Below are 13,740 nucleotides of genomic sequence, written 5' to 3'. Positions count from 1 at the left end.
ACGCCGCCATGCAAGCACTGAAATCCGAACGCACTTCCGTCACGCCCGAAGTGGTCTTCTCGCCGGCCGAGCAGCTTTTGCGCATCGAAGGCGAGTGCTATCCCGAAAACCCCCTGCCCTTCTTCAACCCCCTGCTGGCCATGCTGGGCCAGTACTTCGAGGCCAGCCAGCCCGCACGCTTCGTGGCCGAGGTGAAGCTGCAGTACATCAACAGCGCATCGACCATGGGGCTGCGCTCGCTGTTCGAGCTGCTCGACCATGCAGGCAGCAAGGGCACGGACATCCGCGTGCTCTGGGCCTTCGACGAGGAAGACGACGCCATCGAGGAACTGGGCGCCGACCTGGTGGAGGACTTCGCCAACCTGGTGCTGGAGCGACAGCCCTACAGCAACTGAGGGCGGGCCTGCTCCGCCCTGGCCTTTCAGGCCAGCGGCTTGCCCATGAGCACCGTGGTCAGGCCGCAGTCCCATTCCTCGTCGGGATAGGTGTCCAGCGTGGCGTAGCCCTGTGCCGTGTAAAAGCCCAGGGCCTGGGTGTTGAAGCTGTCGGTCTCCAGGCGCACCTGGGCGCGGCCGTCGGCGCGCAGAGCCTGCTCGGCATGGGCCAGCAGCGCACGGCCCACGCCGCGCCCCTGCCAGGCCGGCAGCACATGCAGGGCGCCGATGAAGTCATCCACCCAGTCCACGAAGCCGGCGACCACGCCATCGCATTCGGCCACCCAGAACAGGTGGCCGCGCGACTGCACGTACTGCGCGGTCTTGCCGGAGGCACAGAACTGCGCATGCTTGTCCGCCGTCAGCTGGGGCTTCCAGGTGCTGTCGTAGGTGGCCCAGAGAACGGCGTTCAGGGCGGGAAGGTCATCAGGCCGCGAGGGCCGGAGCGTGAGGGTGTCTGTCATATCGCTGGCAGCGTTCAGGCCTGGCGCAGCCGGTCCACCTCGGCATGCAGGTCCTGGGCCCAGACGCGGCGGTCACGGCCTTCGGCCGTCTGCGGCTGCCCATAGTGGACGACGGCCACCAGGTCGTCGGCGCACAGCGTGCGCCAGATGGAGCCCAGCAGGGTTTCGTCGCCCTCGTAGCTGGGTGCATGGCTGATCTGCCCTGTGGCGCCGTCGATGAAGCGCAGGCCCACGGGCAGCACGGGCGCATCGATCTGCACGGCCGCCTGCAGCAGGTTGGCATGAAAGGGCAGCAGCTTGCGGCCGTCGCCCGTCGTGCCTTCGGGGAAGATGGCCAGGATCTCGCGGCGCTGCAGGGATTCCTCCATGCTCTGCACCATGCGCCGGGCATCGCGGCGCGAGGTGCGCTCGATGTACAGCGTGCCCGCCGCCGTGGCCAGCGTGCCGATCAGCGGCCAGCCCTTGACGTCGGACTTGGAGATGAAGCGGCAGTGCCGCGCCGCATGCAGCACGGGAATGTCGAGCCAGGAAATATGGTTGCTGACCATGAGCATGGGGCCCTGGCGCGGCGGCTCGCCCTGGATCTCCAGGCGCACGCCCGCATGGGCCAGCAACTGCAGGGCCCAGGCCTGCACATGGGCGTGCTGGCGCGCCTCGGGCAGCTGCGGAAAGCGCAGGGCCACGATCCACAGGCCCTTGCACACATGGCCGAACAGGCGCGCTGCGCGCAGCGTGGCGCGCCCTCCCCTGCGCAGACGGCTCATGTTCAGCGGCGTTCGAATGCCACGCGGCCATCGACCAGCGTGCAGCGCACACGGGCCGGCAGCTCGTAGCCGCCGAAGGGCGTGCTCTTGCCCTGGCTGGCCAGTTCCTGGGGCTTCACGGTCCAGGCCGCCTGCGGATCGACGATGCACAGGTCGGCCACGCCGCCCTCGGCCAGACGGCCCAGTTGCTCCTGCAGCTCGCCCAGCGCCGATCCCAGCACCTGCACGGGCGATGCCGTGATCGCGGCCAGTGCGCGGCTCAGGGGCACACCGCTTTCCTGCGCCCACTTGACGGCCAGCGACAGCAGCAGCTCCACGCCCGTGGCGCCGGGCTCGGCCTCGGCAAAGGGCAGGACCTTGGCGTCTTCATCGACGGGCGTGTGGTCGGAGACCAGGGCGTCGATGGTGCCATCGGCCAGCGCGGCAGACAGCGCATCGCGGTCGCGTTGCTGGCGCAGCGGGGGCGTGACGCGCGCGCTGCTGTCGAAGTAGCCGATATCGGTATCGGTCAGGTGCAGCGAGTTGATGGACACATCGGCCGTGACCTGCAGGCCTTCGGCCTTGGCACGGCGCACCAGTTCCACGCCTGCGGCGCTGGACAGGCGGCACAGGTGCACGCGCGCCTGGGTGCCGCGCATCAGCTCGAAGATGGTGTGCAGGGCAATCGTCTCGGCCGCCACGGGCACGCCGGACAGGCCCATGCGCGTGGCCAGCGGGCCGCTGGCGGCCACGCCCTTGCCCAGGTACAGCTCCTGCGGGCGCAGCCACACGGTGTAGCCGTAGGTGGCCGCATACGCCAGCGCGCGCTGCAGGGTCTGGGTGCTGGTCATGGGCACTTCGGCCTGGCTGAAGCCGATGCAGCCGGACTCGGTCAGCTCGGCCATCTCGGTCAGCACTTCGCCCTTGAGGCCCAGCGTCAGCGCGCCCAGCGGGAACAGGCGCGACTGGTGCAGCTTCTCGGCGCGGAACTTGAGCATCTCCACCAGGCCCTGCTCGTCGAGCACGGGGTCGGTGTCGGGCGGGCAGACCAGGCTGGTCACGCCACCGGCCACCGATGCAGCCATCTCGGACTGCAGCATGCCTTCGTGCTCGTGGCCGGGCTCGCGCAGGCGCACGGCCAGATCGACCAGGCCCGGCAGCACCCAGCAGCCGGCCGCATCGATCTCGCGTTCTGCGGCAAATCCCTCGGGCGCCTTGCCGATGGCCAGCACCTTGCCGCCATCGATGGCCACGTCGGCCTGCTGGTCCAGGCCCCGTGCCGGGTCCATCACTCGGCCGTTGCGGATGAGTATCTTCATGGTTTGCTACCCCGTAGACCGCAGGCGGCGCATGGGCTGCGGCCTGCGGCGATCAAAAACATTTGCATTCACAAAAAGCGCCTGGACTCAGTCCAGGACACCGGGCATGGAAAAAGCACGGCCCATCTCAGGGACGCCGAGCAAAGGCCGCCCTGCAGCGAGGGCGTCGCCGGCTGCCCGTACGCCCCCCTCCCGCGTAGCGAGAGAGGGGGAAGCGACGCAGTCGCTCAGGGGGTGCTTCATTTCAAGCCTCGTTGCCGGCGACGATGGACATGACGGCCATGCGGACCGCGATGCCGAAGGACACCTGCGACAGGATCACGGCCTGCGGGCCATCGACCACTTCGGAGTCGATCTCCACGCCGCGGTTGATGGGGCCCGGGTGCATGACGATGGCGTCCGGCTTGGCCAGGCGCAGCTTCTCGGCCGTGAGGCCGAAGCTCTTGAAGTATTCCTGGCTGGACGGCAGCAGGGCGCCGCTCATGCGCTCGTTCTGCAGGCGCAGCATGATGATCACGTCGCAGTCCCGGATGCCCTCTTCCAGCGTGTGGAAGACGCGCACGCCCATCTGCGCCAGGTCCGGCGGCACCAGGGTGCGCGGGCCGACGACGCGCACTTCGGCCGCGCCCAGCGTGGTCAGCGCATGGATGTCGGAGCGCGCCACGCGCGAGTGCAGCACATCGCCCACGATGGCCACGCGCAGGTTGGCGAAGTCCTTCTTGTAGTGGCGGATGGTGTACATGTCCAGCAGCCCCTGCGTGGGGTGGGCGTGGCGGCCGTCGCCGGCATTGACCACGTGGACATGGGGCGCCACATGCTGGGCGATGAGGTAGGGCGCACCCGACTCGCTGTGGCGCACGACGAAGATGTCGGCGGCCATGGCCGAGAGGTTGGCGATGGTGTCCAGCAACGACTCGCCCTTGCTGGCCGAGCTGCGCGCGATGTCCAGGTTGAACACGTCGGCCGACAGGCGCTTGGCCGCGATCTCGAACGTGGTGCGCGTGCGCGTGCTGTTCTCGAAGAACAGGTTGAACACGCTCTTGCCGCGCAGCAGCGGCACCTTCTTGACCTCGCGGTCATTGACGCTGACGAAGTTGGCCGCCGTGTCCAGGATGTGGGTGAGGATGTCCTTGGACAGTCCTTCGGTGGACAGCAGGTGGATCAGTTCGCCGTTCTTGTTGAGCTGGGGATTGCGCTTGTACAGCACGGTCAGGCCTCTTGGATGCGGAATTGGAAGACGCCGGCGTCATCGCGCGCCAGCGACAGCAGGCGGTCGGCCGGCAGCGCGATGCGCGCGGCGGCAAAGTCGGCCTGGAAGGGCAACTCGCGCCCGCCCCGGTCCACCAGCACCGCCAGGCGCACGCAGGCCGGGCGGCCGTAGTCATAGAGTTCGTTGAGCACGGCGCGCACGGTGCGGCCGGTGTAGAGCACGTCGTCCAGCACCAGGATGTCGGCGCCGTTGACGTCAAAGTCGATCTGCGTCTGGGCGCTGGTGGCCATGCCGCGCTGCGCGAAGTCGTCGCGGTGCAGGGCCGAGGACAGCACGCTGGGGTTGCCGGGCAGGTTCAGGTCCTTGTGCAGCCGCTCCACCAGCCAGGCGCCGCCCGAGGTGATGCCGGCCAGGCGGGTTTCAGGCCCCATGAGGCTGCGCACGCCGCGCAGCAGTTCGCGGTACAGGGCCTCGGCGTCCAGCACCAGGCTGCCGGCTCCCGCAATGGTTTCACTCATGGAAGACTCCTCAAAAACTGTTCAAGAATGATGCAGGCCGAGGCCGCATCGGCATCCCTTGCGCCACCGGCCAGGGCCTCGGTGGTGCTGTAGCGCTCGTCCACCTCGTAGACAGGCAGGCCGAAGCGGCTCTTGAGCTGGCGGCCGAATTTCTTCGCCCGCGCCGTGTTCTCGTGCGCATTGCCGTCGGGGTGGTAGGGCACGCCGATGACCAGCGCATCGGGCTGCCACTCCTTGATGCGCTCGCCGGCCTGGGCCAGGCGGGCCTCGCCGGCCTCGGCGCGGATGGTGGGCAGCGGGTTGGCCGAGCGCAGCATGCGCGTGCCCACGGCGCAGCCCGTGCGCTTGGCCCCGAAGTCGAAGGCCACGAAACTCTGGAAATGGGAGGGAACGGTGGGCGGCACGGCCGTGCCGGCTGCCGCTGCTGCCTGGGACTCGGGAGCGGGCAGGCTCATGCGCGCCCCGCCTCGGGCGAGATCATCCAGCGCTGCAGGCCCAGCAGGCCCAGGGCGCGGTCATAGCGGTCGTCGACCGGGGTGTCGAAGATGACGTTGGCGTCGGCGCCCACCGTGAGCCAGGCGTTTTCGGCCAGCTCCGACTCCAGCTGCCCCTCGCCCCAGGACGCGTAGCCCAGGGTGACCAGCAGGCGCTTGGGGCCTGCGCCGTCGGACAGGGCTTCGAGCACGTCCTTGGAGGTGGTCATCTCCAGGCCGCCGGGGATGGTCATGGTCGAGGCGTAGGCGGACTCGTCGTCGGGCGCGCCTTCGATGACCATGGGATCGTGCAGCACAAAGCCGCGATCGGTCTGCACGGGCCCGCCGTTGAAGACACGGTTGCCGCGAAGGTCCTCGCGGCCCAGGGCCAGATCCACCTTTTCCAGCAAGCCTTCCAGCGTAAGCTGCGAGGGCTTGTTGATAATCAGACCGAGCGCACCGCGCTCGCTGTGTTCGCACAGGTAGATCACACTGCGCGAGAACGCTTCGTCTTCCAGGCCAGGCATGGCAATCAGGAAGTGGTGCGTCAGATTGATAGGCGCAGTTTCAGCAGACATAACCACGGATTTTACCGGCGATCCATGCCACCTTCTTACCCTGTGGGCTTGGTCTGGCTGCGGCGCGACCTGCGCCTGGCCGACCATGCCGCTCTCTACCACGCGCTGCGCCAGTGCAGGCAGGTGCATTGCGTGTTCATCTTCGACGACGACATCCTCGCCCCCCTGCCCTGTGCAGACCGGCGCGTGGAGTTCATCTGCCAGAGCCTGAGCGGGCTGGACGATGCGCTGCGCCAGGCCTCGGGCCGCGCCGACACCGGCCTCATCGTGCGCCGCGGCCAGCCCGCAGAGCAGATCCCGGACCTGGCCCGGCAGCTCGGCGCCCAGGCCGTGTTCTGCAACTGGGACGACGAGCCCGACGCCCTGGCCCGCGACACCCGCGTGCGCCAGGCCCTGGCCGCCGAGGGCGTGGCCCTGCACAGCTTCAAGGACCACATGGTCTTTGCGCGCGACGAGGTGCTGACCCAGGCCGGCGCGCCGTTCTCGGTGTTCACCCCGTACAAGAACGCCTGGCTGCGCCAGATCACACCCTTCTTCCTGTCCGCCTATCCCAGCGAGCGCGACCTGCCCGAGCGCCTGGCCCCGCGCCCCGAAGGCGAACGCCGCCCCGTGCCCACCGCAGCCGACCTGGGCTTCGAAGCCGGCACGCTGGACGGCCTGCGCCTTCCCACGGGCTGCGCTGGCGCCGAGGAACTGCTGGCCGACTTTCTGCCGCGCCTGCCGCGCTACAAGCAGGCGCGCGACTTTCCCGCCGTCAAGGGACCCAGCTACCTGAGCGTGCACCTGCGCTTTGGCACGGTCTCCATCCGCCGCCTGGCAAGGCTGGCCTGGGAGCAGACGCAGAGCCAGCCCCATGATGCCGAGGGCGCCGCCACCTGGCTGTCCGAGCTGATCTGGCGCGACTTCTATTTCCAGATCCTGGCCCACCATCCGCACGTGGTGCACGCCAGCTTCAAGCCCGCCTACGACGCCATCGTGTGGGATACCGGCCCCGAGGCCGACGCGCTGTACGCCGCCTGGTGCGAGGGCCGCACCGGCTATCCGCTGGTCGATGCCGCCATGCGCCAGCTCAACACCACGGGCTATATGCACAACCGGCTGCGCATGGTGGCGGCCAGCTTCCTGGTCAAGGATCTGGGCATAGACTGGCGCCGGGGCGAGGCCTGGTTTGCGCGCCAGCTCAACGACTTCGACCTGGCGGCCAACAACGGCGGCTGGCAGTGGGCGGCCTCCACGGGCTGCGACGCCCAGCCCTGGTTCCGCATCTTCAACCCCGTCACGCAAAGCCAGAAGTTCGATGCCGACGCGCGCTTCATCGAGCGCTACGTGCCCGAGCTGGCCCGCCTGCCCGCCGCGCTGCGCCACGCGCCCTGGCAGGCCCGGCCGCTGGAGCTGGCCGAGGCCGGCGTGGTGCTGGGCACGGACTACCCCCATCCCGTGGTGGACCACGCAGCCGCGCGCGAGCGCACGCTGGCCCGCTACGGCGTGGTCAAGCAGGCCAGCTGAAAAACCTGCTGGAATAAAAAAAGAGCAGCGGATGCTGCTCTTTTTTGTTCAGGCCACCAGCCTTCAGGCCCCTTCGCCCAGGGGCTCGCTATCCGCCTGCAGCGCCTGCTGCGCCTGCAGCGACTGCGGCGCCAGCGGGCCGCCGCTGATGCTGCCGCCCTGCAGGGAGTAGTGCTGGATCAGGCCCAGCAGTTCCTCGTCCGAGTAGGGCTTGCCCAGGTAGTGGTTGGCGCCCAGCTGGCGCGCCATCTCGCGGTGCTTCTGGGCGATGCGCGAGGTGATCATGACCACGGGCAGGTCGCGCAGGGCCTCGTCGGCGCGGATGTTGCGCAGAAGGTCGAAGCCGTCCATGCGCGGCATCTCGATGTCGGACAGCACCAGGGTCGGGCGTTCCTCGGCCAGGCGCTCCATGGCCTGCAGGCCGTCGGCCGCCAGGGCCACGCGGTAGCCTTCGCGCTGCAGCAGGCGCTGGGTGACGCGGCGCACGGTGATGGAGTCGTCCACCACCAGCACCAGCGGCACCGAGGCCGGCCCTGCGCTGGCCAGCACGGTTTCGCCGTCGCCTTGGCCTGCGGCGCGCTCGGCCTCTTCGGTCCGGGCGCGCACCTCGTCGCCATAGACGTTGGCCAGCGCCACGGGGTTGTAGATCTGCACCACGGCGCCCGAGGCCAGCACCGACATGCCGGTCAGGCCGGGCAGGCGGGCCAGCTGGGGGCCGAGGTTCTTGATCACCACTTCCTGGTTGCCCAGCACTTCGTCCACGTGCAGCGCAATGCGCTGCGCCGCGCTGCGCAGGATGACCACGGGCCGGGTGCGGCCCACGGTTTCCTCGCTGCGCAGCGAGGACTGCCACAGCGCGCCGGCCCAGTAGAAAGGCAGGGTCTCGCTGCCGTCTTCGAAGCTGTGGCTGGCATAGGCCTGCTGCAGCAGCTCCAGCGGCGCGCGGCGCACGATTTCCACCAGGCTGGCGGGCACGCCGACCAGCAACTGGCCCGCGCGCAGCATGACCACCTGGGTGACGGCGGTCGTCAGCGGCAGCACGAGGCGGAAGGCACTGCCCCGGCCCGCCTCGCTGTGGGTTTCGATGCGGCCGCCCAGCGCGTTGACTTCGGAGCGCACCACGTCCATGCCGATGCCGCGCCCGGCCACGCCGGTCACCTCGGTGGCCGTGGTGAAGCCGGGCTCGAAGATCAGGCGGCCGGCGTCCTGCTCCGTCAGCGTCTGGTCCTCGGGCCACAGGCCCTGGGCCACGGCCTTGTCGCGGATGCGCTGCAGGTTCAGGCCGGCGCCATCGTCCTCCACCGACAGCGCCACGTCGTTGCGCTCCTGGCTCAGGATGATTTCAATGGTTCCCATGGCGGGCTTGCCTGCGGCGGCACGCTGCTCGGGCGACTCGATGCCGTGGGCCACGCAGTTGCGCAGCAAGTGCTCGAAGGCCGGCATCATGCGGTCCAGCATGCCCCGGTCCATTTCAATGGTGCCGCCCAGGATGTTCAGCCGCACCTGCTTGCCCATCTCCTTGGAGGTCTGGCGGACCACGGCGTACAGGCGCTCGGCCAGGGAGTCGAACTCCACCATGCGCGTGCGCAGCAGGTCGCGCTGCAACTCGCGGGCCTGGCGGCCCTGGGCGACCAGGTCGTCCTCGGCGCCAGCCATGTCGCGCTGCAGGTTGCGCTGCACGGTGGCCACGTCGTTGACCGACTCGGCCATCATGCGGGTGAGTTCCTGCACGCGCGTGAAGCGGTCGAACTCCAGCGGGTCGAAGCCCACGGCCGAGTCCTTGGACAGGGCCAGGCGCGACTGCATCTGGCTCTCGGCCTGGACCTCGATGTCGCGCAGCTGCATGCGCAGGCGCTCCAGGTTGCCGGCCAGCTCGTCCAACGAGCCACGGGCCTGGGCCAGGCGCGCATCGACACGCGAGCGCGCAATCAGCACCTCGCCAGCCTGGCTGATCAGGCGGTCCAGCAATTGGGCGCGCACGCGCACCGTCTGCTGGGCACCGGCGCGCAGCGGCGCAGTGACAGGCGCTGGCACAGGGGCCGCAGCCGCCGGTGATCCAGCCGCTGCCGATGCGTCGGAGGCCGCAGCCGCTGCGGGCTCGTCGTGGGAGATTTCATCGCCCAGGTCCAGCGGCGCTTCCTGCGCCTGCTCACCGGCCACGCGCAGCACGTCGAAGCCGGCCTGCAGCGCGTCGAAGCTGCCCAGCAAGGGCTCGATCTGCTCGGCGGTCGGAGATTCGCCATCGACCCGCTCCACGGCAGATTCAAGGCGGTGGGCCATCTCGCCCAGGCGCATGGCGCCCGCCAGCCGGGCACTGCCCTTGAGCGTGTGCAGGGCGCGCAGGGTTTCGTGGCGCGCCTCGTCCAGCGAGGGCCGGCCATGCCAGCGGCGCAGCGCGGCGCCCAGGCGGGGCAGCAGCTCGATGGCCTCTTCCTCGAAGATGGGGAACAGGTCGGGATCGACCTCGTCCAGCGCATCGATGTCATCGTCCAGGTCGCTGCCCACGGCCACGGCATGGGCGATGGCCTCGTCGATGCGGCGCTGCAGCTCGGCTTCGTGGCGCGCATCGTTGACCAGGGGGCGCATGGAGTAGGCCAGGGGCGCCACCGACGGTGTCTGCGCCTGGGCACCGGCGTCGAGCACGGCGTCCGTGCCATCGCTGGCGTCCTGAGGCTCCAGTTGGTCCAGTTGGTCCAGCTGCTCCAGCGCGTCCAGGCGGCTGTCCGGCGCGTCTGCGGCCTCGATGTCCAGCGCCAGCAGCGCCTGCAGGGCTTCTTCCACGCCCGGCTGGGGCGTCTTGAGGAAACCGGCGGCGAACTGGTGCAGCAGGCGCTGCACTTCGTCGGAGGCCGCCACGCAGGCGGCAACCTGGTCGGGCGTGCCACAGCGCTGCGGCTGCAGATGGGTCAGCGTATGTTCCAGCAGGCGCGCCAGGTCCGACAAGGCCTTGAAGCCCACGGTGGCCGAGCTTCCGGCCAGCGAATGCGCAAAGGCGACGGCGTCGTCGGGCACGGGCTCGCCGGGCTCGGTCGCCCATTGCTGCAGCGTCAGGTCCAGGCGGCGCGACCATTCGTCGGCCTCGTTGAGGTAGACGTTGTACAGCGGCGCGCTGATGCGCAGGCCATCCACGATCTTGAAGCCATCGGCGTCGATGCCGGACAGATCCTCGTCGCCGGACTCTTCGGCCTGCGGGGTCTCTGCCTCGGGCACCTCGGGCGCCTTGACCAGCTCGACTGCGTCGGATGCTTCAACCGCTTCAACCGTTTCTGGCGCTTCGACCGCTTCGACCGCCTCAACCGTTTCTGGCACCGCGATCATCTCGATCGCTTCGGCGGGTGCCGCTGCCGGTGTCAGGCCCAGATCCAGGTCCAGCCCTTCGAAAGGCGCCAGGGGCACGGCGGCTTGCGGTGCTTCAGTTTCAGTTCCAGCTTCGGCCTCGATGGCTTCGGCTTCGATGGCTTCGGCTTCGATGGCGGCGGCCTCGGGCAGCGCGGGCGGGTCGCCCGCGACGACGGCCAGGGCCTCCTGCTCGCTGTCGCGCATGGCGGCTTCGAAGGCCGCAAAGTCCAGTTCCTCGACGGCGTCGGTGGCCAGTTCGGCAGGCGCCTCGGCGGCTTGCGGCGTCAGTGTCTCCAGCGACTCCTGCGGCGCGGCGGCCGAAGGCTGGGGGTCCGGCTCCAGCAGGTCGAAGTCCAGCGCAAAGTCCAGCTCGCCAGAGGGCTGGACGGGCTGGGCGGGCGTGGCCTGCTCGGGCGCATCCAGGTGTTCTGCCTGCGGCTCCTGGGCCACGGGCGCGAATTCCTCGATTGCGGCGGGTGCGGGTGCGGGCTCGAGTTCGGGTTCGGGCTGTGCGAGGGGCTCGGCACGCGGTGTGCGCGGCACCAGGGCCACGTCGGCGCGCAGGCCTTCCAGGCGCATGGCATCGGCCGCAGCGCGGAAAGGCGTGGCCTGCCAGGCGTCGGCCTGGTGGCGCTCTATGGCCGAGGCCCAGGCGCCAAAGGCGCGCAGCGCATCGCTGGCCAGCTCCTGCATGGGCTGGGGCATGGACTTTTGCTCGGCCAGCCAGGCGTTGAGCATCTGCTCCATGGCCCAGCCGGCTTCGCCGAATTCATCCAGGCCCACCATGCGCGAACTGCCCTTGAGCGTATGGAAGGCGCGGCGCAGCGTGGTCTGCTCGCTGAGGTTGCCCGGCTCGTCGGCCAGGGCGCGCAGGGCCTGCAGGCCGTTGTCCACCACCTCGCGGGCCTCTTCCAGGAAGATGCCCAGCAGTTCGTCGTCCGAGTCTTCTTCCGAGACCGACAGGCCGGCCGGCGGGGGCACGGGCACGGGCTCGGACACGGATGCAGAGACGGTTTCAGGCGCAGATTCGGCTGCGGGCTCTGGCTCGGCCAGGGACTGATCCAGCTGGAAGACCGGCTCGGCCGGCGCTTCGAGGGCCTTGGCGAATTGCGCCAGTTCCGCGGCATCGGCCAGCGCGTCCTGCTCGGCGGCCGCGGGCTGCGCCAGCGGCTCGGTCGCGATGTCCACGGGAGCCGGGGGCGGCGGGGGCGGCGGGGGCGGCGTGGAGGGCGCGGCAAATTGCGGCTCGGCGATGGCGTCCTGCGGCACGGGCAGCGGCTGGGCCACGGCAACGGCTTCGCGCTGCGGCGGCACGGCGGCGGTATCCAGGGCGGGCAGTTGCTCGGGCGCCTTGCCCGCATCATCGGCCCGGTGGCCGCGACGGCCCATGAGGATGCGCAGGCCGCCTTCGGCCTCGTCATAGACGAAGAGCTTGCGCGCCATGCTGCGCTGGTAGCTCAGCATGTCGATCAGAAAGCCCATGGCGCCCAGGCTGTTGCCCAGTTTCTCGAACACCTGCGGACGCTCTGCGTCGTCGATCTCACCCAGCACCAGCCGTTCCACGGTCTCGCGCATGCGCTGCATGGCCTGCGTGGCCTGGTCCAGGCCCAGCACGGACAGCACGCCGCGCATCTGCGCCATCTGGCCCGAGACGGGTGCCAGCACGGTGGCATCGGCAGGATTGCGGAAATACTGGTCCAGGTGCCGCTCGGCCTCGGCCAGCGTGGCACGCAGCTCGCCCACGACCGAGCCCATGGTCTGGTGGTCGCTGGCCTGGCGGTACAGCTCCTCCATCCAGGGCTCCAGCGGACGCGCGGGCGCGCCCTGCAGGGATTCCTCCAGGCGCTGGACCAGGTTGGCGGACTGCTCGGCCAGTTCCTCGTCGCCCATGTCCATGGTGGCAAAGGCCGCCTGCAGGTAGAGCACGGAGGTGGCCACTTCCATGGCCAGTTCGGCCGGTGGCGGCTCGCCGATGCGGGCCACGGTTTCGGCCACCTTGATCAGCATGCGCGCCAGGCCATGGCTGGCCGGGTGCAGCTTGACCAGGGATTCGGCCACCTGGGCGAACTGGTCCACCACGGTCTTGGTGCGGGCACGGTCGCCGCCGGCAAGGGCGGACCAGGTATCGGCTGCCGTGGTGATGCGCTTGCGCGCCTGCACCAGCACCGCCGGGTCGTAGCGGCCAAAGCGTGTCTGCTGGTAGTCCACCTGGGGCTGGGCCTGCATGCCGTAGGCCTGGCGCACCGCCTGCAGGGCGGCGCCAGCCTGCTCGGCAGGGCGGGCCTGGGCGCAGAAGAACAGCAGGTCCTGCAGCAGCCGCGCAGGCGGCGTGCGGTCGCCCTTGGCCATGGCCGCGTACTGCATGAGCACGCGCGAGGCCATGCGCTTGACGTACAGGTCGACCACGATCATCCCGCGCGACTGCGCGTCGAAGAAGCCGGCCGCCACCTTCCAGAAGCTGCGCGCGGTGACATCCTCGGTCTGGCCCACGGCAAAGCGCAGGCACAGGTCGCGCATCTGGGCGGCGGCCTCGCGGTCGTCGCTCTTGACCATGCGCAGCACCACGCCGTCGAGCAGGGCCCGGGCATCGGGGCCGTAGGCCAGCGGCTCGGGCTGGCGCGCCCACTCGGGCTCGCGCGCGCGGCGCTCGGCAGGCCACAGGTCGGCCGGATGCACCTTGTCATTGCCGGCCAGCGCCTGGGTGTCACGGTATTGGGGAAACAGGGCCACGGCCGAGACGGTCTTGCCGGCCAGCACGGTTTCCAGGTATTCGATGAGTGCGAAGCTGGCGCGCTCCAGCGTGGCGGCAGCCTGGTCGGTGCACAGCTCGGGGCGCTGCACAAAGCGCTGCACGGCGCTTTCCATGCCGCGCAGCACCAGGGCCGGAGAGCCCAGGCCCACCATTTCGAGGGCGCCGCAGGCCTGGTGCAGTTGCTGGCGGGCGATGCGCAGGGCCGAGGTGTCAAGTTCCTCAAGGTCCGAGGCGCGTGCCGCATCGGCATCGCGCACGAAACGGGCCACCGCCTTGCTCGCCCCTTCCAGCGACTTGCGCAGCTCATCGAGCACCCAGGCCAGCGGGCCCAGGTCCTGTTCGGTGTGCGCGGCCTGCGCCGCGCCCGTTTGCGATTCGTCAACCACTGACATGGACAGTTCCCC

Annotated in this window: 10 protein-coding genes; 2 read left to right on the top strand and 8 right to left on the bottom strand. The window is 69.8% G+C overall.

Annotation, left to right across the window (positions count from 1 at the left end; all coding sequences use genetic code 11):
- The first annotated feature begins 8 nt into the window (after positions 1-8).
- Positions 9-395 (top strand): DUF1987 domain-containing protein, encoded by a 387-nt coding sequence (locus tag DACI_RS07955; RefSeq protein WP_012203514.1) that lies wholly within the window; start codon positions 9-11, stop codon positions 393-395.
- A 26-nt stretch (positions 396-421) separates the two neighbouring features.
- Here DACI_RS07955 and DACI_RS07950 read toward each other — a convergent pair whose 3' ends face one another.
- The 7 genes from DACI_RS07950 to DACI_RS07920 all read right to left on the bottom strand — a co-directional run bounded on the left by DACI_RS07950 (position 422) and on the right by DACI_RS07920 (position 5,739).
- A complete protein-coding gene (locus tag DACI_RS07950) occupies positions 422-898 on the bottom strand; it encodes a GNAT family N-acetyltransferase (RefSeq protein ID WP_012203513.1) in 477 nt (158 codons plus the stop codon).
- Positions 899-912: 14 nt separating this feature from the next.
- Positions 913-1,662, bottom strand: a complete 750-nt coding sequence (locus tag DACI_RS07945; RefSeq protein ID WP_012203512.1) for a lysophospholipid acyltransferase family protein — start codon at positions 1,660-1,662, stop codon at positions 913-915.
- Positions 1,663-1,664: 2 nt separating this feature from the next.
- Entirely contained in the window at positions 1,665-2,960 is a 1,296-nt protein-coding gene (locus DACI_RS07940) for a dihydroorotase (RefSeq protein WP_012203511.1), read from the bottom strand.
- Between the two features lie 244 nt (positions 2,961-3,204).
- Positions 3,205-4,167: an aspartate carbamoyltransferase catalytic subunit gene (locus DACI_RS07935; RefSeq protein ID WP_012203510.1), complete on the bottom strand. Its 963-nt coding sequence runs from the start codon at positions 4,165-4,167 to the stop codon at positions 3,205-3,207.
- Between the two features lie 2 nt (positions 4,168-4,169).
- Positions 4,170-4,688, bottom strand: a complete 519-nt coding sequence (gene pyrR, locus DACI_RS07930; protein WP_012203509.1) for a bifunctional pyr operon transcriptional regulator/uracil phosphoribosyltransferase PyrR — start codon at positions 4,686-4,688, stop codon at positions 4,170-4,172.
- Positions 4,685-5,143 (bottom strand): Holliday junction resolvase RuvX, encoded by a 459-nt coding sequence (gene ruvX / locus DACI_RS07925; protein WP_012203508.1) that lies wholly within the window; start codon positions 5,141-5,143, stop codon positions 4,685-4,687. The genes pyrR and ruvX overlap by 4 nt, the downstream gene beginning before the upstream one ends.
- Complete coding sequence (locus DACI_RS07920) at positions 5,140-5,739, bottom strand: YqgE/AlgH family protein (protein WP_012203507.1); 600 nt, start codon at positions 5,737-5,739, stop codon at positions 5,140-5,142. Before DACI_RS07920 ends, ruvX begins: the two co-directional genes overlap by 4 nt.
- Positions 5,740-5,763: 24 nt before the next feature.
- On the opposite strand from DACI_RS07920, the gene DACI_RS07915 reads away from it, so the two are divergent.
- Complete coding sequence (locus DACI_RS07915; RefSeq protein ID WP_012203506.1) at positions 5,764-7,245, top strand: cryptochrome/photolyase family protein; 1,482 nt, start codon at positions 5,764-5,766, stop codon at positions 7,243-7,245.
- A gap of 63 nt (positions 7,246-7,308) precedes the next feature.
- Here DACI_RS07915 and DACI_RS07910 read toward each other — a convergent pair whose 3' ends face one another.
- Positions 7,309-13,728: an Hpt domain-containing protein gene (locus tag DACI_RS07910; RefSeq protein WP_043780891.1), complete on the bottom strand. Its 6,420-nt coding sequence runs from the start codon at positions 13,726-13,728 to the stop codon at positions 7,309-7,311.
- Positions 13,729-13,740: the final 12 nt, after the last annotated feature.

The sequence above is a fragment of the Delftia acidovorans SPH-1 genome, assembly GCF_000018665.1.
Taxonomy (GTDB): domain Bacteria; phylum Pseudomonadota; class Gammaproteobacteria; order Burkholderiales; family Burkholderiaceae_C; genus Comamonas; species Comamonas acidovorans.
Note: the sequence above shows the minus strand (reverse complement) of the source record. Positions and strands in the feature narration are given on the sequence as shown.